The 26,592-nt window shown below is 36.9% G+C and carries 31 protein-coding genes and 1 tRNA gene; 7 read left to right on the top strand and 25 right to left on the bottom strand.

The genetic code is table 11. The features are described from left to right. Window positions 1–234 precede the first annotated feature (234 nt). Window positions 235–651: a VOC family protein gene (locus tag JEM45_RS01330; protein WP_198687580.1), complete on the top strand. Its 417-nt coding sequence runs from the start codon at window positions 235–237 to the stop codon at window positions 649–651. A 338-nt stretch (window positions 652–989) separates the two neighbouring features. Here JEM45_RS01330 and JEM45_RS01325 read toward each other — a convergent pair whose 3' ends face one another. The 3 genes from JEM45_RS01325 to fosB form a co-directional block, all read right to left on the bottom strand. After that, window positions 990–1,274, bottom strand: coding sequence for a DUF1643 domain-containing protein (locus tag JEM45_RS01325; RefSeq protein ID WP_084145685.1), 285 nt, complete (start codon window positions 1,272–1,274; stop codon window positions 990–992). 85 nt (window positions 1,275–1,359) lie between these two features. Next, window positions 1,360–1,554, bottom strand: a complete 195-nt coding sequence (locus JEM45_RS01320; protein ID WP_026866216.1) for a hypothetical protein — start codon at window positions 1,552–1,554, stop codon at window positions 1,360–1,362. Window positions 1,555–1,811: 257 nt separating this feature from the next. Then, window positions 1,812–2,231 carry a FosB/FosD family fosfomycin resistance bacillithiol transferase gene (fosB, locus tag JEM45_RS01315; RefSeq protein ID WP_198687579.1) on the bottom strand — a complete coding sequence of 140 codons (420 nt, stop codon included), beginning with the start codon at window positions 2,229–2,231 and terminating at the stop codon, window positions 1,812–1,814. A 428-nt stretch (window positions 2,232–2,659) separates the two neighbouring features. Between fosB and JEM45_RS01310 the strand changes: the two genes are divergently transcribed. Then, window positions 2,660–3,076: a VOC family protein gene (locus JEM45_RS01310; RefSeq protein ID WP_026866213.1), complete on the top strand. Its 417-nt coding sequence runs from the start codon at window positions 2,660–2,662 to the stop codon at window positions 3,074–3,076. Window positions 3,077–3,131: 55 nt separating this feature from the next. On the opposite strand, the gene JEM45_RS01305 is transcribed toward JEM45_RS01310, so the two are convergent. The 3 genes from JEM45_RS01305 to JEM45_RS01295 all read right to left on the bottom strand — a co-directional run bounded on the left by JEM45_RS01305 (window position 3,132) and on the right by JEM45_RS01295 (window position 4,416). Further along, window positions 3,132–3,506, bottom strand: coding sequence for a YolD-like family protein (locus tag JEM45_RS01305; protein WP_051220449.1), 375 nt, complete (start codon window positions 3,504–3,506; stop codon window positions 3,132–3,134). 185 nt (window positions 3,507–3,691) lie between these two features. Further along, entirely contained in the window at window positions 3,692–4,012 is a 321-nt protein-coding gene (locus JEM45_RS01300; RefSeq protein WP_198687578.1) for a DUF3800 domain-containing protein, read from the bottom strand. A gap of 14 nt (window positions 4,013–4,026) precedes the next feature. Then, the gene (locus tag JEM45_RS01295; protein ID WP_198687577.1) at window positions 4,027–4,416 is read right to left on the bottom strand and encodes a DUF3800 domain-containing protein; all 390 of its coding nucleotides are present in this window, start codon (window positions 4,414–4,416) and stop codon (window positions 4,027–4,029) included. 184 nt (window positions 4,417–4,600) lie between these two features. Between JEM45_RS01295 and JEM45_RS01290 the strand changes: the two genes are divergently transcribed. Beyond that, window positions 4,601–4,921 (top strand): MazG nucleotide pyrophosphohydrolase domain-containing protein, encoded by a 321-nt coding sequence (locus tag JEM45_RS01290; RefSeq protein ID WP_026866212.1) that lies wholly within the window; start codon window positions 4,601–4,603, stop codon window positions 4,919–4,921. 174 nt (window positions 4,922–5,095) lie between these two features. On the opposite strand, the gene JEM45_RS01285 is transcribed toward JEM45_RS01290, so the two are convergent. Both JEM45_RS01285 and JEM45_RS10900 read right to left on the bottom strand, forming a co-directional pair. Beyond that, window positions 5,096–5,536 carry an NUDIX domain-containing protein gene (locus JEM45_RS01285; RefSeq protein ID WP_002476233.1) on the bottom strand — a complete coding sequence of 147 codons (441 nt, stop codon included), beginning with the start codon at window positions 5,534–5,536 and terminating at the stop codon, window positions 5,096–5,098. 327 nt (window positions 5,537–5,863) lie between these two features. Beyond that, complete coding sequence (locus JEM45_RS10900; RefSeq protein ID WP_235678883.1) at window positions 5,864–6,565, bottom strand: SH3 domain-containing protein; 702 nt, start codon at window positions 6,563–6,565, stop codon at window positions 5,864–5,866. Window positions 6,566–6,749: 184 nt separating this feature from the next. Between JEM45_RS10900 and JEM45_RS01275 the strand changes: the two genes are divergently transcribed. The 4 genes from JEM45_RS01275 to JEM45_RS01260 all read left to right on the top strand — a co-directional run bounded on the left by JEM45_RS01275 (window position 6,750) and on the right by JEM45_RS01260 (window position 9,081). Further along, window positions 6,750–7,097, top strand: coding sequence for a helix-turn-helix domain-containing protein (locus JEM45_RS01275; protein ID WP_198687576.1), 348 nt, complete (start codon window positions 6,750–6,752; stop codon window positions 7,095–7,097). 8 nt (window positions 7,098–7,105) lie between these two features. Beyond that, entirely contained in the window at window positions 7,106–7,492 is a 387-nt protein-coding gene (locus JEM45_RS01270; RefSeq protein WP_235678882.1) for a hypothetical protein, read from the top strand. An 88-nt stretch (window positions 7,493–7,580) separates the two neighbouring features. Beyond that, window positions 7,581–8,030 carry an ImmA/IrrE family metallo-endopeptidase gene (locus JEM45_RS01265; RefSeq protein WP_026866898.1) on the top strand — a complete coding sequence of 150 codons (450 nt, stop codon included), beginning with the start codon at window positions 7,581–7,583 and terminating at the stop codon, window positions 8,028–8,030. A 10-nt stretch (window positions 8,031–8,040) separates the two neighbouring features. After that, on the top strand, window positions 8,041–9,081 hold the full coding sequence (locus JEM45_RS01260; RefSeq protein ID WP_198687575.1) for a tyrosine-type recombinase/integrase: 1,041 nt from the start codon (window positions 8,041–8,043) through the stop codon (window positions 9,079–9,081). A gap of 134 nt (window positions 9,082–9,215) precedes the next feature. Here JEM45_RS01260 and JEM45_RS01255 read toward each other — a convergent pair. The 17 genes from JEM45_RS01255 to pheS form a co-directional block, all read right to left on the bottom strand. Next, window positions 9,216–9,289 (bottom strand) — tRNA-Arg (locus JEM45_RS01255). Window positions 9,290–9,370: 81 nt separating this feature from the next. Continuing rightward, entirely contained in the window at window positions 9,371–9,916 is a 546-nt protein-coding gene (locus JEM45_RS01250; protein WP_026866896.1) for a GNAT family N-acetyltransferase, read from the bottom strand. A gap of 11 nt (window positions 9,917–9,927) precedes the next feature. Then, complete coding sequence (locus tag JEM45_RS01245) at window positions 9,928–10,413, bottom strand: metallophosphoesterase family protein (RefSeq protein WP_198687574.1); 486 nt, start codon at window positions 10,411–10,413, stop codon at window positions 9,928–9,930. Between the two features lie 13 nt (window positions 10,414–10,426). Then, window positions 10,427–11,017, bottom strand: coding sequence for an XTP/dITP diphosphatase (locus JEM45_RS01240; protein WP_198687573.1), 591 nt, complete (start codon window positions 11,015–11,017; stop codon window positions 10,427–10,429). Then, a complete protein-coding gene (gene murI / locus JEM45_RS01235; RefSeq protein WP_026866893.1) occupies window positions 11,010–11,828 on the bottom strand; it encodes a glutamate racemase in 819 nt (272 codons plus the stop codon). The genes JEM45_RS01240 and murI overlap by 8 nt, the downstream gene beginning before the upstream one ends. Beyond that, window positions 11,821–12,264, bottom strand: coding sequence for a MarR family winged helix-turn-helix transcriptional regulator (locus JEM45_RS01230; RefSeq protein WP_026866892.1), 444 nt, complete (start codon window positions 12,262–12,264; stop codon window positions 11,821–11,823). Before JEM45_RS01230 ends, murI begins: the two co-directional genes overlap by 8 nt. 178 nt (window positions 12,265–12,442) lie before the next feature. After that, window positions 12,443–13,219 (bottom strand): succinate dehydrogenase iron-sulfur subunit, encoded by a 777-nt coding sequence (gene sdhB / locus JEM45_RS01225; RefSeq protein WP_051220509.1) that lies wholly within the window; start codon window positions 13,217–13,219, stop codon window positions 12,443–12,445. 17 nt (window positions 13,220–13,236) lie between these two features. Beyond that, window positions 13,237–14,988 carry a succinate dehydrogenase flavoprotein subunit gene (sdhA, locus tag JEM45_RS01220; RefSeq protein ID WP_026866890.1) on the bottom strand — a complete coding sequence of 584 codons (1,752 nt, stop codon included), beginning with the start codon at window positions 14,986–14,988 and terminating at the stop codon, window positions 13,237–13,239. A 14-nt stretch (window positions 14,989–15,002) separates the two neighbouring features. Next, entirely contained in the window at window positions 15,003–15,614 is a 612-nt protein-coding gene (locus JEM45_RS01215; RefSeq protein ID WP_026866889.1) for a succinate dehydrogenase cytochrome b558 subunit, read from the bottom strand. 118 nt (window positions 15,615–15,732) lie between these two features. After that, window positions 15,733–17,502: an excinuclease ABC subunit UvrC gene (gene uvrC, locus JEM45_RS01210; RefSeq protein ID WP_198687572.1), complete on the bottom strand. Its 1,770-nt coding sequence runs from the start codon at window positions 17,500–17,502 to the stop codon at window positions 15,733–15,735. Window positions 17,503–17,550: 48 nt separating this feature from the next. Next, on the bottom strand, window positions 17,551–17,865 hold the full coding sequence (trxA, locus tag JEM45_RS01205; protein ID WP_026866887.1) for a thioredoxin: 315 nt from the start codon (window positions 17,863–17,865) through the stop codon (window positions 17,551–17,553). 176 nt (window positions 17,866–18,041) lie between these two features. Then, a complete protein-coding gene (locus JEM45_RS01200) occupies window positions 18,042–20,369 on the bottom strand; it encodes an endonuclease MutS2 (RefSeq protein ID WP_026866886.1) in 2,328 nt (775 codons plus the stop codon). After that, a complete protein-coding gene (polX, locus tag JEM45_RS01195; RefSeq protein ID WP_198687571.1) occupies window positions 20,362–22,074 on the bottom strand; it encodes a DNA polymerase/3'-5' exonuclease PolX in 1,713 nt (570 codons plus the stop codon). The genes JEM45_RS01200 and polX overlap by 8 nt, the downstream gene beginning before the upstream one ends. A 28-nt stretch (window positions 22,075–22,102) precedes the next feature. Beyond that, the gene (locus tag JEM45_RS01190) at window positions 22,103–22,630 is read right to left on the bottom strand and encodes a CvpA family protein (protein ID WP_026866884.1); all 528 of its coding nucleotides are present in this window, start codon (window positions 22,628–22,630) and stop codon (window positions 22,103–22,105) included. A 3-nt stretch (window positions 22,631–22,633) separates the two neighbouring features. Beyond that, window positions 22,634–22,897, bottom strand: coding sequence for a cell division protein ZapA (zapA, locus tag JEM45_RS01185; RefSeq protein WP_026866883.1), 264 nt, complete (start codon window positions 22,895–22,897; stop codon window positions 22,634–22,636). A gap of 139 nt (window positions 22,898–23,036) precedes the next feature. Continuing rightward, a complete protein-coding gene (gene pheT / locus JEM45_RS01180) occupies window positions 23,037–25,436 on the bottom strand; it encodes a phenylalanine--tRNA ligase subunit beta (RefSeq protein WP_198687570.1) in 2,400 nt (799 codons plus the stop codon). Beyond that, window positions 25,423–26,487 (bottom strand): phenylalanine--tRNA ligase subunit alpha, encoded by a 1,065-nt coding sequence (gene pheS / locus JEM45_RS01175; protein ID WP_035856301.1) that lies wholly within the window; start codon window positions 26,485–26,487, stop codon window positions 25,423–25,425. Before pheS ends, pheT begins: the two co-directional genes overlap by 14 nt. Window positions 26,488–26,592: the final 105 nt, after the last annotated feature.

The raw sequence follows: 26,592 nt of genomic DNA, 5'->3' as shown, positions 1-26,592 counted from the left end.
GTTCTATGTTAAATTGTAATTATAGGGTATAAATGAAGTGCTACCCAAAAATTGAACTTTTAGATTTAGGCTGATTTTAAGGTATGTTTCCTGAATTACTCAGGCGATATGCCTTTTAATTTTATCATCTAAACAAAACTTTAAAGAATTCGTTGATTTAGGTGAATTTCAATTTCTGTATTGACCTTTACGTTACGCATACCTCTACAATCGATTTATCAGGAGGTGACAAAAATGGAATTTTATCAAATGCCAATGTTTAACAAGGTACTAGTAAAAGATATTGAGAAGTCTGAGAAATGGTATGAGAAAACACTCGGTTTTAAAAGTGTCTTTAAATTTAGAAACGACAAAAACGAAGTGCTTATGAATCATTTAAGGGTTGAGAAATATCAGGACTTAATGCTAATTTCTAGTGATGATTTTGAAGTTGGTAATTCAATATATTTAAATATACTAATCAACGACATTGAAGATAAAGCTCAAAGTATTTCACAGAAATTTGTAGTGTCTCCATTGGAGGAACTACCTTGGAACGCAAAGGAAATGACTATTAAAGATCCAGACGGTCATTTAATCACGCTTACGCAATCAAATATTAGTGATGCAGATTTTGAAAAACTAATGAATCAAACTTCAAAGGAATTTTAAGTACTAATTTGCACCATTATCAATTAGTAAAGACCTGCCTGAGTAGGTAGGTCTTATTTAGATCTGATTGTATGATGATACTTTGTTTGTTAATCAGATATTCAATTTGACATAATAAATTAAGTAATCATTTGTTTTATTTGAGTTGTTACGTCAATGAGTTCTGAATTATTTTTTAGAGTATTTTTATTACGTTGTTTAGGATGGAATGGATATCCTTTTGAACTCAAATATGTCGCAAAAAATTTACTTTTATTAAAGACTGCTTTTAATTCTTTAATTTCTTCTGAATTATTGCCTTCAAATAGATAGTGGAAATATTTATTTCCTTTACCACCTCAACCTACATATACATCCTCACATTTATTTAACATATACATGAAAGCCTCTTTTTGCTCATCATCTTTTACTGCTTCAAAAACGACTTGAACATCAGATAATTTTGTTGAGTCTGGTTCTATTATCGGTATGATATTTACAACGCACATTCCGTCATAGTGGTTATTTATTGCATAGTCTATTAACAACTCTATAGTTGCATCATTTTTTATTGCATCAGCACGACTAGGGTTCATTAGTATTGACCCCAAAATTTTATCGCCTGATTTCCAATTTCTTTCTATGAAGTACCTTTTTGTTCGTGATTCATTAAATCATGCCTTACCGGTACCTGTTTCTATTCCCATTCTGTTCTCCACCTTCATTGCCTCACTTATGCTGTAGGTCATATTCTCTCTCCTGCAGCTCTTCGAGAATTCTTTGTTTCTCTGGATTATTTCGTGGTTTATCGAATGCACGCATTCCCGGGTAGTAGCTAGGATTAACACGTTTGGCTGCTTGAAGTCCACGCTCTCTTCTTTCTGCATTTCTTTTACGTATATCTGACAGTTTTGCAGTTTTCACCAAAATCCCTCCACTCTCTTTTATATCAGCTTATGTAACTAATTATACAACAGGTCAATAATTAATGAAAATTTACAGGAGTAATTTTATAAATCAAAAAACCCTTACGTCCACTAAGGGCGTAAGGGTTTTCTGATTTATAATTAGCGTCCTGGGAGGGATTATTCTTTCCCACCATATCAACGTTTCTAAGGCTAGATTGACATAATATTGACATGGAGTTTATTTCTTGAATTGTTTCTTCTATATCTTTCATTCTATTCATAAAAATTCATATGTGGCTTTTCTTCTTTATAATAATCTAACCTATCTTGTAATGTACCTGTATGTAGTTCTAACTTGTGTCCATCTGGATCAGTGAAGTATATTGATTTTTTATCTCTTGTATTTCTTTTACGTCCTTCTAAAATATTCACATTGTTATCTTTTAACCATTGGTGCCATTCATCAAATTCACTTTCTTCAATAGTAAAAGCCATATGAGTATACGAGTATTGGATTTCATTTCTAGGTATATCTTTTTCTTCATTTAATGCTAACCATAAGCCACCTAATATGAAATAGGCTAATTTATCACTCTCTACTAAAATTTTTGCCTTTAAAATGTCTTTATAAAAGATAATAGATTGATTAATATCTGATACAGAATATGTAACGTGATTAATTGATTGAATCATTAAAAGCCTCTACTTTCTTCATTAATATTTATCATTTCATTCTTTTAATTTATAGAACATTCTAACATAAATGAATATATAATGATCAAGCCACCTCTTCCCAGGTGGCTTTTGTTCATGTACACTATTTTTGTATATTTTACAATTCCCACTTATGGTAGGGACTCTCCAATTTAAACGTCAGGTTTTTTTGTTACCTGCCAACTGGTAAGCCCTTATGTCTTACATTAGTATCAAGTTTTAAAGTAACTTGCAACTTAGCTATAAACCGAGTAGATAAATAGCTTGATCGTTTACATCTTCATTATACCACATTTGCTCATATAAACGAATTTTAAAGAATTCGATAAATTAGGTGAATTTCAATTTCTGCGTTGACCTTTACGTTACGTCAGCCTCTATAATCAATTTATGAGGAGGTGATAAAAATGGAATTTTATCAAATGCCAATGTTTAACAAAGTACTGGTAAAAGATATGGAGAAGTCGGAGAAATGGTATGAGAAAACACTCGGTTTTAAAAGTGTCTTTAAATTTAGAAACGACAAAAACGAAGTGCTTATGAATCATTTAAGACTTGAGAAATATCAGGACTTAATGCTAATTTCTAGTGCTGATTTTGAAGTTGGTAATTCAATATATTTAAATATATTAATCAACGACATTGAAGATAAAGCACAAAGTATTTCACAGAAATTTATTGTGTCTCAATTAGAGGAGAAACCATGGAATGCAAAAGAAATGACTGTTAAAGATCCTGACGGGCATTTAATCACACTTACACAATCAAATATTAGTGATACTGATTTTGAAAAGCTGATGAATCAAACCTCAAAAGAATATTAAAGTTTTAATTGTAACAGATGAATTAGTAAAGACCTGTCTGAGTAGGCAGGTCTTTTTATATCCAATCATACCTTCTAACCTCGTATATATGCTTAAACTCTACATATATTAAGTTAGCCCCTTTACTCACTGTAACCACTCTACTCCAGTCGTCTATATGCTCTACCTTGCACTCGATCTGGTGCTCATAACCACCACTCCAGTAACGCAATACAACATTACAGTCTAATAAGTTACGTAGCTTCAACTCTAACTCCTGCATTAAGTCCTCGGTTAATGAAGGTTCTGGCATGTGGAGTTGTGACTCAATCATCTTGTCTACATTCTCATACTGCTCAGGCATGGTCGCAAATGGTGCCCACTTTACCATAGTTCTACCTTGTGGAATGTTACTGTTCAGCTCAGATTGTGGGAACTCACGATAGTCCATATAATCACCTCTTGAGTAATTATATCGAACGTATGTTCTATGTGTAAAGATAAAAAATAAGCCTCCGAAGAGGCTTACCAATAAGGGTCACGTACTTAACATACGCTTAGAATCTTTTCGACCTACTTACTGTTAAAACGGACATCATGCCGTTAATTAAATAATATCACTCTTTTGTATTTTTATCAATTTTCTATCTTTCTTCTTCTGGTTTTAGGACTATTATATACTGCCTTATCTGGAAGTTTTAAGCAATATTTTGTTTTTAAGTATTCTGACCCGCACTTAGGATTATCCTTAAATCTTTTGTATTTTGTATTAGCTATCAAATCTGCTAACTGAATCATCCTGTCATCTTTTGAATCTAGATATTTTACTTTGAACTGCGATAATATGTATGGCATAAAATCCCAATAAAATTGCTGACTATAAAATTCACCCAGTTTTGACCAATACTTGTTTAAATAATGTTCAAAATCTACCAATCCTGCTTCACTATTAAACACTTCATTATCTATCCTTAAATGCACCACATCTTCTTTTGTGAATGTTTCTTTTCTAAAGACTTTTCAATCATTCTTCTGATTAAATATTGTTTATGCCTTTTAACAGATGCTGGATCTTTGAAGTTCACGAATTTTAATTCACTATTTTTTGTCATAACAAAATACTGTTTTATCCCATCAATTTCACCGAGGATTTGGAGTAACTTTTTTCTATCTTTACCACTTAAATGGAAACCTTTAATTTCGCCTTTAATTTTTCTTTTTCTACAGAATGCGTTTACCTTGTTTTTTGCTTCTTGAATCGCATCAGGACCATCTACATACAAGCATCCATATATAAAATATTCATGTCTTTCGTTATTAGATAATTGACCTGAATCGTCAATAAAAATAAATTTATCCATCTCACTACAGCTCCTTACATATAATTTAATGTATATGTAAAAAATTTGTAAGACGGAACATGTATTCTGTTGTTTAGATACAGAAACAAAAATAACCCCTCTTCCTAAATGACTCAGGTTAAATATTATCTATAATCTCTCTTTTGTTATAATAACAATCGAATAATTATTGGGAGGAATACAGATGAACGCTACTGAATTTCAACAATGGGTGGAAGAATATTATAAAAGTCGTGGATGGTCAGATCTAGATATTTTTATAAGAATTGGCTTTCTTGCTGAAGAAACCGGAGAAGTTGCTAGAGCCATCCGCTCTTTAGAAATCGGTCGAGATCGACCGGATGAAGAGAAAGAGTCCTACGCAGAAAATAGAAACGAATTAATTGGAGAGCTTGGTGATGTCCTCGCGAATGTATCTGTAATCGCAAATAAATACGATATTTCTTTAGAAGAAGTGTTCAAAGCTCATACTGATAAGTTAAATGATAGATATTCAATAAATTAAATTATGTATAACCGCCAGGCGATGAGCTCCGGCGGTTTTTATGGTTGTTCAAGCCATATATTGTATCTGCATAGAAATGTTTTTAAAATAGGGTAATCGGAAAATAGTGTGGAATTTTTTATCTGAACCCCTCTTTTTACTATTCCCCCCGTTAACTTAACAAGGATTTACTTTTTAACGAATAAAAGCTAAGTCATCATTGGCAAGGGCGTCATTTAACCATTGAGGATGCATTTTCAATAAGTCTCTTGGTAAACTTTGTTGTTCAAAAAATTGAATTTCTTGTGACTCAGAAGAATTACATCGTAGTTCACCCCCAGTAATTTCAGCAAGAAAACAAGTTGTTATAAAATGCACTACTCTTCCATTTGGATAAGTAAAAACCTGAGAATCAGGCTCAGAGTACACACCTATAAGCTTTTTAATTCTAATATCTAAATTGGTTTCCTCTTTTATTTCTCTAATAGCTGCTTCAGAAACTGTTTCCCCTATTTCTATATGGCCTGAAGGAATACCCCAAAGTCCTACATCGGACCTTTTTTGCAACAAGACTTGGTTCTCCTCATTCAAAATAATAACTGCAACACCAGCTTTCAAATCATCGATCCTTTTCATACGATAAATACCTCCTAAATAATAAAAAAAGAGCCGAAGAGAAAGATTTCAACGCATAACAACTACGCTGAACCTTCCCCTCGGACCTTTTATGTCAATAGGTGCCTTTTACATATTGTAAAAGATGTAGCCCTCGGTCACTGACCTACCTAGATAGCGGAACCCTAGCTACAGTTTTCTAGTTCATTTTTATGATACCACAATTACTTAGAAAATAAAAGATACTCTTCAACTAGCCTGACCTTAGTTTAGCAAAAATCTACCAGCTATAATGTTTTTCCACACGATAATCCGAATACCCTTAAAATACTTGTGTAATGTGTTTGTTTAACTAAATGTACCCCAGTCTTTACCAACTTCGCCAGTTTTACTATTCCATGTTTTCACTGGAATATACTTACGTTTACCACTTACCGTGTAACCTAACCAAATGTGACCGTCCTGACGAACAATCTCGTCATAGTTACACTTCCAACCAGGATTCGCCCAACCACCTTCAGGTGCTGATCTAAATGGACTGCCAAAGCGACTCATAACTCTAGTGCTACCGTTTTTCCATGTGCCTTTTTTCTTCATATACTGTGTACCATATTTATTTTTCTTCCAGCCACCAGTATTCACTAATTCCTTCTTGCTTGCCGGTTTAGCAGATGGCTTACTAGCCACTGTACCTTTATTTAACGCATTGAGATGTGCTTGTACACGGTTTCTGAATGCTTGATAAGTGCCTGTAGCGTGCATCTTGTGTGGACAGTCTTTGCCTGACCAGTCATAGTGTCTTTTCAGTCTATCCATTCCCCAACCGTATTGTTTAAGCACGTGAGCGATATATAGTGCTGCGTTTTCCTCTGCCGCTTTATATCTGGCTGATTTAGAGCCTGAATATCCATTATCCATTGAGTAACAAATTTCGATACCGATTGAACGCATATTCCCATTACCCATACCATCCCCTGAGTGCCAGGCTGTGCGATTAAACGGGATAAGTTGTACTGCTTCTTTATCGTCAATAGCTACATGATAGCTCACTTTCGCTAGATATCCATCATATCGGCGACCAATTATTACTCGTAATGCGTAACTCTTAATTAGTATTATACTTATGCGTTTTGCGTAAGTCAACACTTTTATTACGCTTTTTGAAAAATATATTTCTCTATACGCATTAAAACGCTACAATAAGAGTAAATTCACATATGAAAGAGTGTTAAATATGGATGTTAATCGTTTGATTTCTTTAAGAGAAGGTAAAGGGTGGTCTAAGACAGAAGCTGCTAGACGTTTGAACATTGCCAATAGCACATATTCTGGTTATGAGTACGGTCATCGTAAGCCTGACAATGAGATGCTAGTGAAGATATCCGAACTCTACGATGTGACTACAGATTATTTATTAGGTAAAACTGATAGTGAAAACTTTTCATCTGACGACTTCGACTCCTTCATGTTCGACGACAAAGAAGCATTCGATAGCCTACCAGATGATGTGAAGAAAGAATTGATCCGTGAGATTAATGAGAAGATTGAGTTCTTGAAGTATAAGCAGAATAAAGATAAGTAGGTGTTTGTATGGATTGGAAAAAGTTTTCTAAAGGTGAAACCACACAAAAGAATGAAAAAGTTTCTTTTAAAGAAGTTCGTGAATACGAAAAGAATAAACGTGTAGAAAACAAGAAAGAACCATTAAATAAACACGGATTTGATAACCCTACCGACGTAACTAAACACTCTTACCAATCACAGAATATGATGGCTTCGTTCGATAAATTTTATAATGCTTTTGGTATGTTGACATTCAATATGGAAAAGCAAGCCACATTCAATTACTACAACAATCAACTTAAACAATCATTTATGTTAGCTGCACAGAACGATGAATTGATTAAGCAGAACGATAAAATAATTGAACAAAATGATGAAATCATCAACCTATTAAGCCAAATAGCTGATAAGTAACAACCAACTGACCATTGGTTTTATACAGTGGTCAGTAATTTTTTAAACTTTAAACCGAACATATGTTCTAAAATAAAGGGGTTTTGACATGAGAATCGAACAGAAAGTTAATGACATCGTGGATTTATCCATATTAGATGTACACGATCTGAATATAGAACACCTAGCGTACATGTTTGATGTACACATACTGTATAACCACCAATCCAACTTTTATGTACAGAAGGCAAGCGTAGACATTATCGGGCTTAAATTCGATAAAAAGCATGAGATGTTCAAAGCATTCTGCCATGAAGCAGGACACATGTTTTTACACGCCACACATCAACACAATATGCCTAGAGCATACAACGAGTACCAAGAAGCAGAAGCTGAAAAGTTTGGACTACTCCTACAGATGCCAGAAAAGCTAATCACCAAAAATAGACTCTATCAGGCAACGGATTTAATGGCGTATTTTGGCGTTTGTGAGGACGTTGCACTTAAAAGGATAGATATGCTAGTCAATCATTCTAAAGTCTCTGGAATACAGTTTTAGGAGGGATACAATGGAACCGAAGAAGATAAATGGTAAGTGGGGATTTGATTTTTCATATAAAAACAAACGGTATAGACAGCAAGGTTTTGCGACTAAGAAAGAAGCTAAAATGGTTATAGAAAAGATACTAGAAAATCCTATTAAACAACAAAATAAATATGCTCATCTAAACTTCGCTCAATACTTTACCTTGTGGGTAGAAACGTATAAAGAGAAGTACGTCACTCATAAAACCTATTTGAGATACTTTAATGCTCTTAGAAAGTTCCTACTCTACTTTGGTGATAATGTACGTCCTAATGATGTCACACAACGTGAATATCAAGAGTATATTAATCAACTAGGCGAACAATATACATTAGGTACCATGAAGAAAGATCATCAAGCAATCAGAGCATGTTATGAGCAGGCAGTCTACGATGGAATCGCAAAACGTAATCCTACATTTAATGCTCGTTTAGAAAGTGAGATTGAAGATATGCCTGAACATGTTAAGTTTATGGAAGATTTTGAGTACGAGAAGTTAAAAGAAGTCATTAAAGAAATGAATACACCAAGCGGATTATTTTTATTCATCTTACATGTCACAGGTGCTAGATTTGGTGAAGTAAGTAATCTAAGATATGAAGATTTTGATTTTGAAAAGGAAACGATATTTATACGTGGTGGTAAAACGATAAATGCTAAGCGCACAGTGGAATTATCATATGAAGATAGCAAATATATTAAAGAACAAATAGAAGCTCTTAAAATCAATTTAAATGGCACATTCCTCAAACGATCTAACACTGCTATTAAACAGCACTTTAGAAAAGCATTAGACAATGGTGACATCAAAGGACATAAAGTCCTACACTCTCTCAGACATACACACATTACCTACTTAATCGATAAAGGTGTCGATGATGAACATGTATCAAAACGTGTTGGACATGCGAACATAAATATTACACGTGAATTCTATGGACATCGTTTTAATAGTTCAAAAGAACAATCAGAAAGTGTCGTTAAAGATATCCTAAATTCTATAGAAAATAATGATACCCCATAAGGGTATGTGTTTCGTTGACAGAATATTGACAGCTATATTCACTTTTAATCACTTCAAATCACATGACAAAAAAATAAAAACCCTATTAAATCAACGATTAACGGTGATTAATAGGGTTTAAAAAAGTATTCAGACGTCCTGGGAGGGATTCGAACCCCCGACCGATGGCTTAGAAGGCCATTGCTCTATCCTGCTGAGCTACCAGGACACGACTTAATTAACACAAGTTCTATTATAATCAAAGTGCATACTGAAAGTCAATGCATTTTTTGATTTTTTGTAACCAATGTTAATTTTTCGTTAACCAGTCTCTTTTCATCATACGATATTGGACTAAATCGTGAAAGTGATCATACAAAAATTCATATTCTTTCAACAGTGCTTCTTCTTCAAAGCCTAATCGCTCAGGAATTTTACGACTCTTTACATTTTCTACTCCTGCAGAGATTTCTACTCTATGAAGCTCGAGTTGTTTAAAGCCATAATCCACGAGTCCTCTTACGGCACGTGTCATGATACCTTGCCCATTATAGCCTTCGGCTAACCAATAACCTATGGCACCTCTTTTATTCAATAGATCGATTGTATTGAAGCCACACATACCGACGAGATGACCTTCTAGGTACACACCTAAGGTCATCGACTGGTTGGCATCATTCGACTCTATCCAAGCCTGAATCGTCTTCTTATAGCTTTCTGCTTCGGTAACATAATCTACCCAAGGCAACCATTCTCTTAGTTGTTCTCGGTTCTTATCTACAAGATCAAACATGGTCTGATATTCACGTACTTTTAGCTGTCTCAGCATTAACGTTTCATCGATTTGTACTTTCATACACTCAATCCTTAGTTGTTTAAGTTAAATTCATCCATCAACTGATGTTTTCTACTATAGTATGACGCAATTTTACTCTCTGTATCAATGACTAAATAACTTTCTGGATACTCGTTACGTGAGGATGAAATACTGCCTGGATTAATGGCATAGACTCCATTAATCTTCTCTATTTTAGCCACATGTGAGTGTCCATATAAGGCATACTTCGCACCGACTTCTTCTGCTTTAGCTGCAAGTTCATTTCGGTTTGATTTAATGCCATATAAATGTCCATGTGTATAGAACATAGATGTTTCTTCTAAGAGTCCTTCTTTTGGATACGCTGAATCTTTATCTGTGTTACCTGTAACTCTTAAAAATTGCTGCATTTCTTCATCGTCGTATGGAAATTCACTATCCCCTAAATGAATTGCCTCATCTGGTTTTACTGTCTCATACACTTCAGTCAGAATATTTTTTTCACTGTGATTATCACTAATGACTAATACTCTCATCGAACTCAACCCCTCATTTCTTTAGCTTTTCAAATACTGCTTCATCATTCATTAATTTTTCTAAAGCTTTTCCTCTATGACTTATCTTCCCTTTTTCTTCAGAATTAATCTCACCAAGGTAAATCCCATCTAAAGTTTTAAATAGTGGATCGTAACCAAAGCCACCTTCACCATGTGCTTCTGTTAGAATTTCACCTAGGAGTGTGCCTTCGTAGGTACGAGTTTCTTCTCCTGGAATCGTTAAGGCTAAAACACAAGTAAAGTAAGCAGCTCTATTTTCTACACCTGATAATTCATTTAGTAGCTTTTCATTGTTTTTCTGGTCGTTGCCATGTTCACCTGAATAGCGTGCAGAATAAACGCCTGGACGGCCGTCTAGGGCTTCAACTGATAGTCCTGAGTCATCACTAATAACCGGTAGATTTAAAGCTTTTGCGGCTGCTTCACTTTTTAATACCGCATTTTCTCTAAATGTCACGCCGGTTTCTTCAACATCAAAATTCGGTAAAATTTCTTTGATCCCGACAACTTCATAGTCAGAAAAAATTGCTTTAAAGTCATTGATCTTACCTTGGTTTCCACTCGCAATCACAATTTTACTCATATTCGTTCTCCTCACTTAGCCATATATATTTTATTTTATAATCTATATCTTTGATCCAACTTGTTAGAATGGTTTCAAAAGTGTAATTTTCCCCATGAATAAAAAATTGATGCACAGGTTGATGTTTTTCTGAGATCAACAAATCCTGGCGATACATTTGGTTTAAGGCAATATTGACAGTCTCAAAGCCTGCATCGACAATTTCTTTTTTGCCATCGAAAAATTTATCGATTTCACGTTCGATTAAAGGAAAGTGTGTACAGCCTAAAATTACAGTATCTGCTCTTGTATCTTTATAAGCTTTAAGTGACTGTTCAATCACTTCTTGAGTAAGCTTGTGATTTTTATAGTCTCCACTTTCGATTAAGGTCACAAATTCAGGACAGGCGAGACTATGCACTGTGACTTCACTATCAAAGTCAAAAATTGCCTTTTCATACTCACCTGATTTTACTGTGCCTTCTGTCGCTAAGAGGAGTATTTCACTGTTCTTACTCTTCCTGACTGCACCGAGTGCACCAGGGGTAATTACACCATAGAGTGGGATGTCCACCTCTTTTTGCAGTTCTGGCATGACTGCAGCTGTAGCAGTGTTACATGCAATGATAATTGCTTTGACACCTTGTTCTATTAAAAATTGAACAGCCGCTTTAGTATGTCTATACACAGCGGCTGTGTCTTTTGGTCCGTATGGACAGTTAATTGTATCAGCGAAGTAGTAGATCGTCTCCGAAGGCAAAGCGTGCATGACTTCACTCGCTACGGTTAATCCACCGACGCCTGAATCCATAATGCCAATCGGTTTAATCATTAATATATCGCTCACTTTCTTGTAAAACCTCTTCTAAAACAACAGGTAAGATTGCTTTTTTGTCCTCACTTAAGTCACCTGTAATTTTAGAAATGTATTCCACTCGCTTATCGATCACTAATTGAATCAGTGTTCGCCCACGTTCTTCCATACTCACTAAGACTAGACGCTTATCTTTTGTAGAGCGCTGACGTTTAACGTAATTTGAGCGTTCTAATTTATCTACGATATCAGTTGTTGTTGAGTGCGCTAAATACAACCTATTCGACAGCTCACCAATAGTAATCCCTTCCTTATCTCCAACCCATTGCAGTGCAATAAATTGAAGTGGAGAGATTTCGTGATCCTTTAAAATCTCACGACCATTTGCCCTCACTCTAGCAGCAATGTAGCGTAAGGATTTTTCTATTGAAATAATCTCAGCTTCTCCGTACATAATTTCTAGTCCCCTTATGTGTCATTATTAATATAATAACAAAACAAGGCGTCTAAGCCAATCAGTTCAATACTTATCCAATCCACAAAGGTAAAAAGCTCACTACTTGTAGCACAGTTAAAACTAACCATAGCTGTTAAATAGTGAGCTTATTTTAACCTTCAATCCAACCGTAAACTTAGTTTACTTGGTGGTCTGAACCAAAGAATGATTTAAACATATGGAAAGTAGTTTCACGTTGCATTGAAGCGATTGAAGTCGTTAAAGGAATCCCTTTAGGACAAGCTTCAACACAGTTCTGTGCCATACCACATTCAGCAATACCACCTGTACCCATTAGAGCATCTAGGCGTTCGTTTTTAGTCATACTACCTGTTGGGTGTAGGTTAAATAATCTAACTTGTGAAATTGGTGCTGCACCCATGAATTTAGATTTACTATTAACGTTTGGACATACTTCTAAACATACACCACATGACATACATTTAGAGAGTTCATAAGCAACCTGGCGTTTTTTCTCAGGCATTCTTGGTCCTGGACCAAGGTCGTATGTACCATCGATTGGTACCCAAGCTTTCACACGTTTTAAGTTATCGAACATAAATGAACGATCGACTTGTAAATCTCTGATTACTGGGAAAGTACTCATTGGCTCTAATTTAATCGGTTGTTCGAACTGATCAATTAGTGCTGTACATGATTGACGGGCACTGCCGTTAATCACCATAGAACACGCACCGCAGACTTCCTCAAGACAGCTTGAGTCCCAAGTAACCGCAGTTGTTTTTTGCCCCTTAGCATTAACTGGGTTTCTTTGAATTTCCATTAAGGCACTGATCACGTTCATATTCGGGCGATATGGAATTTCAAACTCTTCCCAATAGCTTGATGCTTCTTGGTTTTCTTGACGCTTTATGCTTAACTTAATTGTTTTTGTATCAGTTGCATTACTCATTTTCAGCCATCCCTTTCTTAATGTTTAGTAGAATAGTCACGGATACGTGGTGGAATTAAACTTACGTCCACATCTTCGTATTCGAACTTAGGCGCATTTGTCGGTCCATCGTATGACGCTTTTGTCGTTTTCAACCATTCTTCATCGTTACGGTCTGGGAATTCAGGTTTAAAGTGAGCCCCACGTGATTCATTACGGTTGTATGCACCAATCGTAATCACTCGAGCCAAGACTAACATGTTCCATAGCTGACGTGTAAAGAAAGCAGCTTGGTTCGACCATTTTTGAGTGTCATTAATATTGATGTTTTTGTAACGTTCCATCAATTCAACGATTTTCTTATCAGTTTCAAGCAATTTGTCGTTGTGACGTACAACAGTTACATTCGCTGTCATAATTTCACCGAGTTCCTTATGGATTACATATGCATTCTCTGTACCGTCCATCGCTAGGATGTTGTCGAATTTCTCCTGCTCTACCTGAGCGTGTTTTTCATATAATGACTCATCTAAGTCTTCATAAGACTTATCTAGACCGTTAACGTATTCAATCGCTTTTGGTCCAGCAACCATACCACCGTAAATTGCAGATAGTAATGAGTTCGCACCCAGGCGGTTACCACCGTGTTGTGAATAATCACATTCACCTGCAGCAAATAAACCAGGTACTGAAGTCATTTGATCGTAGTCAACATATAAACCACCCATAGAGTAGTGCACTGCTGGGAAGATCTTCATTGGTACCTTTCTTGGGTCATCACCAGTGAATTTCTCATAGATTTCTATGATACCACCAAGTTTGACATCCAGTTCATGTGGGTCCTTGTGAGAAAGGTCTAGGTATACCATGTTTTCACCGTTAATACCTAACTTCTGATTCACGCACACATCAAAGATTTCACGTGTCGCAATATCACGTGGCACTAGGTTACCGTAATCCGGGTATTTTTCCTCTAGGAAGTACCAAGGCTTACCGTCTTTATAGGTCCAAACACGACCACCTTCACCACGTGCCGATTCACTCATCAGACGTAACTTGTCGTCACCAGGAATGGCAGTTGGGTGAATTTGGATGAACTCACCATTCGCATAGACTGCACCTTGCTGATAAACGATCGATGCTGCAGAACCTGTATTGATCATAGAGTTTGTTGATTTACCGAAGATAATTCCTGGTCCACCAGTTGCCATGATAACTGCATCTGCTTTAAAGGTTTTAATCTCTCCAGATGTAATCTCCTGGGCAGTAATACCACGTGCTTTCCCTTCATCGTCGATAACGACACCAAGGAATTCCCAACCTTCGTATTTATCTACCTGTCCTTTAACTTCATAACTTCTCACTTGCTCATCTAGCGCGTACAGTAATTGCTGACCTGTTGTTGCACCAGCATAAGCTGTACGGTGGTGAAGCGTTCCACCAAAACGTCTAAAGTCTAAAAGTCCTTCAGATGTTCTGTTAAACATTACACCCATACGGTCAAGTAAGTGAATAATTTTCGGTGCTGCTTCTGTCATCGCTTTAACTGGAGGCTGGTTCGCTAAAAAGTCTCCACCGTAAACGGTATCATCGAAGTGAATAAGCGGTGAGTCACCTTCACCCTTCGTATTTACCGCACCGTTAATTCCACCTTGTGCGCACACTGAGTGTGATCTTTTAACAGGAACGATTGAGAAAAGATCGATATTCGCTCCTGATTCTGCTGCTTTGATCGTTGCCATTAAACCAGCGAGACCCCCGCCGACAACGATTACTTTATTATCCGCCATTATTTACACTCCTTTTATACAAACGCAAATATTGCCATTAAACCAATTGTGCTGATCACTAAGAATACTAAAATTGCGACGTAAGACATAAGCTGCTGTGATTTGTTAGATTGCGTAATACCCCATGTAATCATGAATGACCATAAACCGTTGGCAAAGTGGAAGACAGTTGCTACCACACCAACAATCCAAAATACTAACCAGAATGGATTGGCAACGACTTCTTCAACCATTTGGAAATTCACTTCTTCACCTAAGAACACTTGGAAACGCGTCTGGTAAACGTGAACTGCAATAAAAATAAATGCAATAACCCCTGAAATTCTTTGCAGAACAAACATCCAGTTTCGGTAAGTGCTATAATGACCAACGTTCATCTTAGCAGTAAATGCGATGTAAATACCGTAAATACCATGGAAAAGTATTGGTAAATAAATGATGAAAATTTCTAGCAAAATAACAAATGGCAGGTTACCCATAATCCCTGCAGCAAAGTTAAAAGCCTCTTCACTGTATGTAGCCGTAAAGTTAACCAACAAGTGCTGGATTAAAAATACGCCCAACGGAATAACTCCAAGTAATGAATGTAATCTGCGAATGTAAAAACCTGAATCCTGATTCGACACAAAAGACCCCCCTAACTAATTGTCAATAAACTTTACTTATCATTTTACTCTTTGTTAAAAAACAAATCAAGGCGACTTTGGGCATTTGTGTAATATACTTACATTCTTTTAGAATCCTTTATTCACCTAGCTTTTGAGAAATATTCTCAGCTACATTTTTGGGTATTCCGATGGCCATAAAATCCTCTGTATTTTTCTCTTTCATCTTTTTCACAGAACCAAATTCTTTGAGCAATTTTCGTTTTCTAGAGGGGCCGACCCCTTCAATATTATCTAGCTGTGAAGCAATGGTTGTCTTCCGCCTTGTGTTCCTATGGAAAGAAATTGCAAATCTGTGTACTTCATCTTGTATCCTCTGGAGTAAATAGAAACTCTGTGAATTCTTTTTCATCGGTACGACTTCAGCTTGTTCTCCGTATAATAATTCAGCTGTCGAGTGCTTATCATCTTTCCTTAGTCCTGCAACTGGAATGTCTAGGGACAATTCATTTAATAAGACACCTTTAACCGTGTTCATATGGCCAACACCCCCGTCAACGATGATCAAGTCTGGTAGTGGTAAACTTTCTTTTAAGACTCTTGTATACCTTCTTCTCACGACCTCAGCCATTGAAGCATAATCATCCGGACCTTCCACAGTTTTAATCTTATATTTTCTGTAGTCTTTTTTAGAAGGTTTACCGTCTATAAAGGACACCATTACACTGACAGGATCCACACCTTGAATATTGGAGTTATCAAAGGCTTCAATTCTCCTCGGCGTTTCAATATTCATCAGTTCTCCGAGTGTATCAATCGCATGAATCGTACGTGCTTCGTCTCTTTTGATCATTTCGAATTTATTACCGATCGCGATGTTCGCATTTTTACTCGCAAGGTCCACCATTTCTTTTTTGGCACCTCTTTGTGGCGCTTTAACATTAACGGGTAAGGCTTCATTTAACAACTCTACATTGAAGTTTTTAGGAATATGAATTTCCTTAGGCATTAAGTTCGATTTTACATCATAGAAATGAACGATGAATCTAAAGAACTCTTCTTCTATGTCATCGTTTAAAGGAAACATCTCAGCTTTCTTCTCGATGAGTTTACCGCTTCTTATAAAGAGTACTGATACAGACATCCAGCCGTTCTCAACCGCGTAACCGAAACAGTCTCTTGCTGTCATATCATTGGTGAGTACATTTTGTTTTAACATCGTGTTTTCAATATGCCCCATCAGATCACGATATTCTTTAGCCTTTTCAAATTCTAAGGCTTCTGCTGCTGTTTCCATCTTCTCTTGTAATTCTTTCATCACTTCGTCGGTTTCGCCGTTTAAAAAACTCGTGATGCCATCAATCATCTTCTGGTTTTGTTCTTCTGTCACATTGAATACACAAGGGCCGAGACATTGTCCGATGTGATAGTACAGACATAATTTATCTGGCATGACATTGCACTTTCTTAGGGGATAAATTCTGTCTAACAGTTTTTTTGTTTCATGTGCACTGTAGGCATTTGGATAGGGTCCAAAGTATTTACCTGAATTCGGCTTTACGGTCCGTGTCACGACGAGCTTTGGATGCTCTTCTTTTGTAATCTTTATAAAGGGGTAACTCTTATCGTCTTTTAAGAGGATATTGTATCTCGGTAAATGCTTTTTAATCAGAGTGTTTTCTAGGAGCAATGATTCAATTTCTGAGCCTGTAACTATATAGTCGAAGTCTGTAATATCTTGGACGAGACGCATGGTTTTTTCATCATGTGCACCAGAAAAATAAGAACGCACTCTGTTTCTTAAATTTTTCGCCTTACCAACGTATATAATTTCCTGGTCCTTATTTTTCATTAGGTAACAACCAGGTTCAGTCGGCAAAATGGATAGTTTTAGTTTTAATTCGCTCATATAATCCCTTCTTTATATAAAAAAAGCCGCCGAATGGCGACTTATGACTTATGCGTGTTTTTCAATTAAAGCTGAAAGCTGTTCTTTAGGTTGGAATCCAACTACTTTGTCAACAGGCTCGCCGTCTTTGAAAAGAATTAAAGTTGGAATACTCATTACTTCATACTCACTTGCAGTTGCTTGGTTATCATCAACATTTAATTTAGCAATGTTTGCTTTTCCTTCAACTTCAGGTGCTAATTCTTCTAAAATTGGAGCGATCATTTTACAAGGCCCGCACCATGGTGCCCAAAAATCTACTAGTGTTAATCCACTGCCAACTTCTTCTTTAAAACTTGAATCGTTTACTTCAATAATAGCCATCTAAAACTACCTCCATTTTTATATTGGTTTAAGTATACAACAATTTATTTTCTCACTCAACGGTATTGCTTAGACGAGGAAAACCAAGTACACAATACCGCTTAAAAACATGATTATACCTACGGCTATCAGTATTTTAGCCAGTTTGTACATATCAAAATTATCCATACATTCACCTATTTCATTTCTACAATCGTCACACCAAAACCACCTTCTGAAGGCATCCCACCTCTAAAGGACGCGACCTTGGGATGGCGTCTCAAGTACTGCTGGACACCTTTTTGAAGTGCACCTGTTCCCTTACCATGGATAATTTCTACTTCAGCATAGTTAGAGAGCAAGACTTGATCTAGGTACTGCTCTAATTTAATTAGCGCATCCTCATACCGCTCACCCCGAAGGTCCAATGTTCGATTGACTTGAGTTTTATTTTGACGGATAGTCACTGGTTTTTCAACCTTTTTGGCTTTCCTTTTCTTCACTTCAGACTTATCTAGCTTCATCTTGATAATACCCATCTGAACGGTGACTTCATCATCACTTACATCGATAATTTCACCTTTTTGACCGTAGGTTAATACGTCCACCTCATCACCAACCTCAAGCGTTTCGACTTTTTCATTTCGAATATCTTTCTTAATATCCTTTTGATAATAGGCATCAGATAAGGCTTTTTTCTTATCGATAAGTTCATGTTCTTGAATGCTATCTACACCTAATTCTTTCATCATTTCAAGCTCTTTGATTATTTCTTCTGCTTCTAGTTCTCTTTGTTTAACAATACGATTGGCTTCTTCTTGTGCCTTATCAATCATCTTCTCTTTCATTTGATTGTACTGTTCATATTGATTACGAAGGTCTTGATACAGACGCTCTGATTCTTTTAGTAACTCAGTCGTTTCAATTTCTGAATCACGTACTTTAGAAGTATGACGTTCAAGGGCAGAAATCATCTCATTGACTTCCATATTATCTCGGCCAGTTAAAGTTCTTGCACGTTCAATCACCGTTTCTTCTAAACCGAGTTTAGATGAGATTTCAAAGGCATTTGACTTACCTGGAATCCCCATCAACAATCGATAAGTTGGAGAAAGACTTTCTACGTCAAACTCCATACTCGCATTCAAAACATCTTCACGCGTATAAGAGAAGGATTTAAGCTGTGGGTAGTGCGTTGTCGCTATGACTTTCGCTTGATTAGCCAGTAAGTATTCAATAATACTAATCGCGAGCGCTGCACCTTCTTCTGGATCTGTCCCTGCACCAAGCTCATCAAGGATAACGAGTGAATCACTGTTTACCCGCCTTAAAATATCAGATATGTTCACCATGTGACTCGAAAAGGTTGACAGGGATTGCTCTATAGATTGCTCATCACCAATATCTGCATAGACTTCCTTAAATATCGATATTTCAGAGCCATCCCTAGCAGGTATAGGAATCCCAGCCTGTGCCATTAATACTGACAGACCTGCCGTTTTAATCGTCACCGTTTTACCACCGGTATTGGGTCCAGTAATGATAACTGCTTGTGTCTTTTGATCAATAACGATATCATTCTTAACTGCTGTTTCTGCATCTAAAAGCGGATGATAGGCACTGATGAGTCGAATCGATTGATCATCGATAATCGTCGGCTTAGTCCCTTTAATTGAAGCCCCGTACTTCGCCTTAGTAAAGACCATATCTATATGATGTAAATTTTCATCATGCTGATAAAGTACGTCGGCATAGCCAGCTGTTTCATTCGTTAAGTCACTCAGTATTTTAGTCACTTCAACTTGTTCTTTTTCTTTTAGCTGTGAAATATTATTCGTCAATTCGACAATCGCAGTCGGCTCGACATAAATGGTTTGTCCACTCTGTGATGAGTCATGCACAATCCCTTTAAATTCACTACGATAGTCTACATTAACAGGAATCACATAGCGGCCATTCCGAGTCGTTATTATACTGTCACTTAGTTTTCTTTGGTTCTTTCTGACGATATCATTTAGACGATCTTTAACCTTTTGTTCTTCTGACCCGATTTTACGGCGAATTCTTAAGAGCTCAGAAGAAGCATGATCTAAGACTGCGACTTCATCAACCGTTTCAGTAATTCTCTTGTACAAGACATGAATATCTTCAAGATTTTCAATGTAACCTTTAATATGTTCTAAAAATATTTCATCCTCTTCAAAAGAGCGAATTAAATTTTCTAGCATCTTTTTACGATTTAATATACTTCTAATGCTATTAAATTCACTTACACCTAAAATACTGCCGATTTCCGCTCGCTTGATGTAAGGTTTGATATCACTAATTCCAGCGAGTTCAACGTGACGATGGCGAATCATAGTAGAAGCATCGTCCACTTCTAAAATGTTTCGCTCAATTAAGTCACGGTCTCGCTCAACTATAGAGAAATCAAGCGCTTCGCTTGTCTTTTTAGAGATAGCGAACGTTTTAAGTGTCTCGAGAATTTTATCGAATTCTAAAGTCTTAAATGTTTTTTCATTCATTTATATCACTCTGCTTACCTTTATTAATAAAATCTTTAAATGCCTGACGGTTCATCGTATTGATCACTTGAGACTTATGAACAAAACCTTTTTGTAGGGTCGCAACACCGTACTTCATAAAATCAAAATGGTCTGTGTGATGGGCATCTGTATTCACAGTGAACAGGTTGTCTTTATTAGAAATAACAGCACTCGAAAGATCGAGTCGTTTTGGATTCGCATTTATTTCTAAAACAGTGCCCGTCTTTTTAGCATAGTCAAATAGTGCTTCCATATTAACAGGATAACCCGTTCTTTGACCAATCAGGCGGCCAGTCGGATGGGCAATATGTCTGACGTAAGGATTATCCATCGCATTTTTCAAACGCTTCATAATCTCGTCTTCACTCTGCTGAAAACTAGAATGGATCGCAGCGATAACATAGTCTAGTTGCTTCAATACTTCATCATCATAATCGAGGCGACCATCTGCTAAAATATCCATCTCGATACCACTATACACATCAATATCATCGTATTGCGCGTTAATCTTTTTAATTTCTTCTACTTGAGCTAACAAGCGTGCTTCTGATAGACCATTTGCCACAATCAAACTCTTTGAATGGTCGGTAATGACAATATAGCTATAATTTTTCTCCCTAGCCTTCTCAACCATCTCGACGATGGAATTCGCACCATCACTAGCGATTGTATGCATATGGAGATCACCATTGATATCGTCTTCTGAAATAATTTCACTGATATCAATTTCCGTTTCTTTACCTGTTTCTCTCATACTCGGCGGAATAAAAGGCAGACCGAAATAATCGTAAAATGCCGCTTCAGATTCAAATGTTTTTAGGCCATCTTTAGTTTCCACACCATACTCACTAATCTTCTCGCCATGCGCTTTCGCAATTTGACGCATTTTAACATTGTGGTCTTTTGACCCTGTAAAGTGCTGCAGTGTCGAAATATATTCATCACCTTGAACGAATCTAAAATCCACATTGATCTTATCAAAGTCATGTTCAATCTCAATTGATAATTTCTTGTCACCACGGCTTACGACATCACTCACAAAGTCCGCTTGTAAAATATGGTGGGTAAAGCCCTCAATATCATTTGTCTTAACGATAAAGTCCAAGTCCCTAGACGTCTCTTTTAGGCGTCTTGAACTCCCTGCCATATCGTATTGAACAACCTGGTCCATCTCATCAATCGTCTTTGTAATCAGTGTCTTAAATTTGAGAATCTTATCGATTGGGTAACGCTCAGGTCGACTGATCACGAGATCGATGGATTTTAATATATTCTCTTCAGTTTTATTACCAAAACCTGGCATATTACTAATTTCATTGTTTTGGCAGGCTTTTTTTAATGCTTCTAGACTATCGATACCGAGTGCTTCATGAATTTTTGCAATTCTCTTTGGGCCAAGATTCGGTATTTTTAACATGCGCACTAGACCGTTTGGTACTTTATCTTCCAGTTCTTTTAAGACGGTCGATTGTCCACTTTCAATAAATTCATTGATAACTGCTGAGGTCCCTTTTCCGATGCCTTTAATTGATGAAACATTATCAATTTCTTTCAGTGTCCGTTCATCACTTTCTAGTGCAGCTGCAGCTTTTCTATAAGCTGACACTTTAAAGCTATTTTCAAGGTTTAATTCCATATAGACTGCGATTGTTTCTAAGAGTCTAATCACATCTTTTTTTACCATAGTTTCCTCCAAAAAAAGAGCCATATTTCTATGACTCTACTTGTATCCATTCTATTAACTTATCGGAAATAATAAATGTGTGATCCATTATAAAGTTAGCAAGGCCAGATTCAACAATTGCTTCTTGAACTGGTGCAAATGGTACTGTAGCAACGAAGAACAAGATAACTGCGAGTACGTAAATGACTTCGATTAAACCAATTATACTACCGATGATACTTGTAATTAGACCACCAGAAGCCACTTGTTGGAAGTAATCAAACCCACTGACAATAATCTGAATGATAATCTTACTAATAATAAAGATAATGAAGAAAGCAAACATATAGTAGTAAGCATATTCTTGATTCGCCACGTTTTCTAATACTGGGTTTGGAGCTGCTGTCGATGGATAAGGCATCACCAGGTAAAAACGACTACCGAGTGTTTCATAATTAGTGGCTGCAATAATCACTGCAGCAATGGTGCCAATAAAATGTAAGGATTGTAGGATAATACCTCTACGATACCCTACAATTAACCCAATCAACAGAATGATTAATATTATAAATGTCATAGTTTAGTTCCCTTTTTTAAGCGCGTCCACTTCTCTTTCGAGTGCATCGCATTTTTCTTTTAACTTTATATAATCGTCCATTATATTACAAGCCGTAAGTACTGCTTTTCTAGTTGTATCTAGTCCTGGGCTCATCTTTGCAATCGCTGTAATCTTATCATTAACCTCTTCGGCTATGTGCCTTAAATGTGCCTCGTCCTCAGAGCCTACTAAGGTATAATTCTCGTTGTAAATTCTTACAGATATGCGGTTTTTCTGTTCACTCATTCGACTTCGCCCCCTAATCTTTAGTCATGTCACACACTATTTTAGTTTATTCACATTATACTTATCCTATTTTGTTTATTCAAGACAGAAGAAGTAGAATCGCACTCACTAACCGTGGTCAGTAAGTGCGAAATCATTATTATCTAATTGTATATCCCTTGTCAACGAGCGCATCGATGACTGGTTGATGAAGTGCTTCGACATCCTTATCCGTTAGGGTTTGTTCTCGATCTAAATAAGTTAGATGGAGTGCAATTGATTTTTTACCTTCTTCAATATGCTCACCTTGGTAAACATCAAAAGGATACACATCGATGAGATGTTTCGATGCATTTGATTTCATCGTATCAATGATGGTTTGAACGCTCACTGAATCTTCCACTTCTAAGGCGATATCTCTAGAAATTGATGGGTATTTTGGTAGAAACTCATATAAGATATTTCCGGTCTTGTATGAGAATATTTCTTCTAGATTCAGCTCAAAAACAACCGTTTGACCGAGGTCATGTGCTTCACCATAAGTTGGATGAAGCTCACCAATTAGACCAACGACTTTATTATCTAAAGTAATTTCAGCGCTACGACCTGGGTGTAATTCATCAAAATGACTTGCACTGTGATAATTGACTCGATTACTTAAATTCAGTTTTTCAAAAATTGCTTCAACAATTCCTTTTAAAGTATAGAAATCTGAGGCTTGACCAGATTTCTCCCATTGCGTCTGGTGATGAACACCAGTCATAAGACCTGCAATTTTCAACACTTCATCAGGGAGCTTATCTTGACCGTTTGTAACAAAGATATTGCCGATTTCAAATATGGCAACATTCTTTTGTTGGCGGTTCACATTATACGTCGCGTTGTCGACTAAGTGTGGAATGAGTGACGTTCTTAATATCGAACGGTCTTCACTCATCGGCATAAGTAATTTTAGGCCTTCTTTAATTTGTGTAAACTCTCCGATTCTATCTTCACTAGTCAGTGCATAATTGATTGCTTCAGAGAGGCCATGAGCGTTGAGTTGGCGTTTAATAACACGTGTTTTTGCTTGCTCATCTGTCAGACGCCCTGGTGTAATCTCACTGTATTTAGGTAGTGAAGATGGTACATTGTCGTAACCATAAATACGTGCGACTTCTTCAGAAATGTCCTCAGGAATTTTTAAATCATCTCGGCGAGATGGGACAATGACTTCAATCATGTCTCCTGTCTTTTTAGCGCCTAGACCAAGTCGCTCTAAAGTATTTAAGATTTCACTCGACGGTAAATCCGTACCGAGACGGTTGTTGATGAAGTCTGAAGATGTTGTGATTACACTGTTCTCGAGATTAAGTACACCATCACTACTGACACCGTTAAGTGTTGTCGCACTCGCATATTTTTCTAAGAGATAAGCGGCTCTATTTAATGCAGCAAGCACAAACTCATGAGAAGGGCCCTTTTCAAAACGTTGAGACGCTTCACTACGAAGGTTAAGGCGGCTACTTGTTTTTCTAACTCTTACGGGATCAAACAGGGCAGATTCAATAACAACGTTAGTTGTCTGATCCGTTACCTCAGTATTTAATCCCCCCATGACACCCGCTAAGGCGATTGGATATTCACCATTAGTGATAACAATATCTTCAGCTGATAAAACTCGCTCTTTACCATCTAATGTAGTGAATTTCTCATTTTCCTCGGCACGTCGTGTCACGATTTCATCTGCTTGAATTCGGTTTTTATCGAACATGTGTAAGGGTTGGCCAAACTCTAAAAGAACATAGTTTGAAATATCAACAACGTTGTTAATTGGTCGAATACCTGCTTTAATTAAACGCACTTGCATCCAGAGTGGCGCCGGTTGAATCACAATGTCTTTAACTTCACGAAGGGCATAAAACGGTACTGCACTAGAGTCTTCGTTCTTCACACTAGTCGTTACTGTTTCATCTGCTTCATTAACACTAATATTCGGTGCTTTTACTTCACCACCGAATAGTGCGCTAGTTTCATAAGCTGCACCAATCATAGATAAGGCGTCCTTACGGTTTGGTGTTAAATCAAAATCAAGGACTTGATCACTTAAATATAATGCTTTTAATGCATCTTCACCTGGTGTTTGTTTAGTGTTAAACATGAAGATACCATGCTTATATTCTTCAGGTACGAATTCTTCTTTAATACCGAGTTCTTGAAGTGAACAAATCATACCCTCTGATTTTTCACCGCGGAGTTTCGCACGTTTAATTTTTACGCCACCAGGTAAACGACCGCCTGGAAGTACAGCAGCAACGTATGAATCTTCCTTGACATTCGGTGCCCCGCAGACAATCTGGACTGTTTCTTCTCCAACATCAACTTGACATAGATTCAGTCTATCTGCCTCTGGATGCGGCTCGACTGATTTGACGTAACCAACAACGAGATTATTAACATCTAATGTATAGTCGTCAATGCTATCGACTTCAATTCCACCGCGTGTAATCGTTTCTGAAAGTTCATCAGTCGATACATTAATGTCTATAAATGTTTCTAACCATTCTCTAGATACTCTCATCTTTTTGACCTCCATCTTCTGTCGGAATAAATTGATCAATGAATCTAAGGTCATTGGTATATAAATGTCTAATATCCTCTATTCCGTATTTTAGCATCGCAACACGGTCTGGACCCATACCAAAAGCAAAGCCTGAATATTCTTTCGAGTCAAAGCCAGCCATCTCTAGAACATTTGGATGAACCATACCGGCACCTAATATTTCAATCCAACCTGTCTTTTTACATACGTTACAACCTGACCCTTTACACTTGAAGCATGAAATATCTACTTCGACACTTGGCTCAGTGAATGGGAAGTAACTCGGACGGAGTCTGACCTCACGGTCTTCACCGAACATTTCCTTAGCGAATAACTCTAAGGTCCCTTTTAAATCTGACAGGTGGATGTTCTTATCCACTACCAAACCTTCGATTTGCGTAAATTGGTGAGAGTGTGTTGCATCATCACTATCACGTCGGTACACTTTACCTGGACAAATTATTTTCACAGGTCCGACGCCATTGCTCGCTTCGAGCGTACGTGCTTGAACGGGTGAAGTATGCGTACGCAGTAATATATCTTCAGATATGTAGAAGCTATCTTGCATATCTCTTGCAGGGTGTGCTTTTGGAAGATTTAGCGCTTCAAAGTTATAGTAATCCTGTTCGACTTCATAGCCTTCTTTAATTTCATAACCTAAACCAATAAAGAAATCTTCAATATCATCGATGATTCGCGTAATCGGATGGGCGCCTCCAATTTCTGTAGAACGACCAGGAAGCGTCACATCAATTGTTTCATTGGCAAGCTTTTCATTGAGAGCCTCAGCTTTTAATTCAGCTTCAAGTTCATCAATTTCACTTTCTATTGAAGTTCTTAATTCATTTACCTTCTGACCATAGGCAGGTTTTTCTTCATTAGAAAGATTTTTCATTTCTTTCATTAATCCAGTCACATGACCTTTTTTACCGAGATATTCAACTTTTAGTTGAGTCAGTTCTTGTCTTGAAGAAACACTTTTTAACTGTTCTTCAAATTCTTTATACAACGTTGACATAGTATCTGTCATTGCCCTTCATCTCCTCATTAAAAAATAAAACTCCGTCCTTATATAAAAGGACGGAGTTCCGTGGTACCACCTAATTTTCTGCATGAAGCAGACACTTAAACGCAT

Origin of the sequence: Jeotgalicoccus sp. ATCC 8456 (assembly GCF_016313225.1) — a bacterium.
GTDB classification, from domain to species: domain Bacteria; phylum Bacillota; class Bacilli; order Staphylococcales; family Salinicoccaceae; genus Jeotgalicoccus; species Jeotgalicoccus marinus.
Note: the sequence above shows the minus strand (reverse complement) of the source record. Positions and strands in the feature narration are given on the sequence as shown.

Excerpts from the sequence above, each read along its gene's own strand:
- JEM45_RS01290 (WP_026866212.1), top strand. The coding sequence starts at position 4,601 with ATGAACGCTACTGAATTTCAACAATGGGTGGAAGAATATTATAAAAGT.
- JEM45_RS01200 (WP_026866886.1), bottom strand. The coding sequence starts at position 20,369 with ATGAATGAAAAAACATTTAAGACTTTAGAATTCGATAAAATTCTCGAG.
- fosB (WP_198687579.1), bottom strand. The coding sequence starts at position 2,231 with ATGATTCAATCAATTAATCACGTTACATATTCTGTATCAGATATTAAT.
- JEM45_RS01230 (WP_026866892.1), bottom strand. The coding sequence starts at position 12,264 with ATGTACGGAGAAGCTGAGATTATTTCAATAGAAAAATCCTTACGCTAC.
- JEM45_RS01260 (WP_198687575.1), top strand. The coding sequence starts at position 8,041 with ATGGAACCGAAGAAGATAAATGGTAAGTGGGGATTTGATTTTTCATAT.
- zapA (WP_026866883.1), bottom strand. The coding sequence starts at position 22,897 with ATGAGTGAACAGAAAAACCGCATATCTGTAAGAATTTACAACGAGAAT.
- pheT (WP_198687570.1), bottom strand. The coding sequence starts at position 25,436 with ATGAGAGTATCTAGAGAATGGTTAGAAACATTTATAGACATTAATGTA.
- polX (WP_198687571.1), bottom strand. The coding sequence starts at position 22,074 with ATGGTAAAAAAAGATGTGATTAGACTCTTAGAAACAATCGCAGTCTAT.
- JEM45_RS01310 (WP_026866213.1), top strand. The coding sequence starts at position 2,660 with ATGGAATTTTATCAAATGCCAATGTTTAACAAAGTACTGGTAAAAGAT.
- trxA (WP_026866887.1), bottom strand. The coding sequence starts at position 17,865 with ATGGCTATTATTGAAGTAAACGATTCAAGTTTTAAAGAAGAAGTTGGC.
- JEM45_RS01305 (WP_051220449.1), bottom strand. The coding sequence starts at position 3,506 with ATGGACTATCGTGAGTTCCCACAATCTGAGCTGAACAGTAACATTCCA.
- JEM45_RS01295 (WP_198687577.1), bottom strand. The coding sequence starts at position 4,416 with ATGGATAAATTTATTTTTATTGACGATTCAGGTCAATTATCTAATAAC.
- pheS (WP_035856301.1), bottom strand. The coding sequence starts at position 26,487 with ATGACAGATACTATGTCAACGTTGTATAAAGAATTTGAAGAACAGTTA.
- JEM45_RS01245 (WP_198687574.1), bottom strand. The coding sequence starts at position 10,413 with ATGAGAGTATTAGTCATTAGTGATAATCACAGTGAAAAAAATATTCTG.
- JEM45_RS01250 (WP_026866896.1), bottom strand. The coding sequence starts at position 9,916 with ATGAAAGTACAAATCGATGAAACGTTAATGCTGAGACAGCTAAAAGTA.
- uvrC (WP_198687572.1), bottom strand. The coding sequence starts at position 17,502 with ATGAGCGAATTAAAACTAAAACTATCCATTTTGCCGACTGAACCTGGT.
- JEM45_RS01240 (WP_198687573.1), bottom strand. The coding sequence starts at position 11,017 with ATGAGTAAAATTGTGATTGCGAGTGGAAACCAAGGTAAGATCAATGAC.
- sdhB (WP_051220509.1), bottom strand. The coding sequence starts at position 13,219 with ATGAGTAATGCAACTGATACAAAAACAATTAAGTTAAGCATAAAGCGT.
- sdhA (WP_026866890.1), bottom strand. The coding sequence starts at position 14,988 with ATGGCGGATAATAAAGTAATCGTTGTCGGCGGGGGTCTCGCTGGTTTA.
- JEM45_RS01285 (WP_002476233.1), bottom strand. The coding sequence starts at position 5,536 with ATGAAAAGGATCGATGATTTGAAAGCTGGTGTTGCAGTTATTATTTTG.
- JEM45_RS01270 (WP_235678882.1), top strand. The coding sequence starts at position 7,106 with ATGGATTGGAAAAAGTTTTCTAAAGGTGAAACCACACAAAAGAATGAA.
- JEM45_RS01265 (WP_026866898.1), top strand. The coding sequence starts at position 7,581 with ATGAGAATCGAACAGAAAGTTAATGACATCGTGGATTTATCCATATTA.
- JEM45_RS01190 (WP_026866884.1), bottom strand. The coding sequence starts at position 22,630 with ATGACATTTATAATATTAATCATTCTGTTGATTGGGTTAATTGTAGGG.
- JEM45_RS01330 (WP_198687580.1), top strand. The coding sequence starts at position 235 with ATGGAATTTTATCAAATGCCAATGTTTAACAAGGTACTAGTAAAAGAT.
- murI (WP_026866893.1), bottom strand. The coding sequence starts at position 11,828 with ATGATTAAACCGATTGGCATTATGGATTCAGGCGTCGGTGGATTAACC.
- JEM45_RS01275 (WP_198687576.1), top strand. The coding sequence starts at position 6,750 with ATGGATGTTAATCGTTTGATTTCTTTAAGAGAAGGTAAAGGGTGGTCT.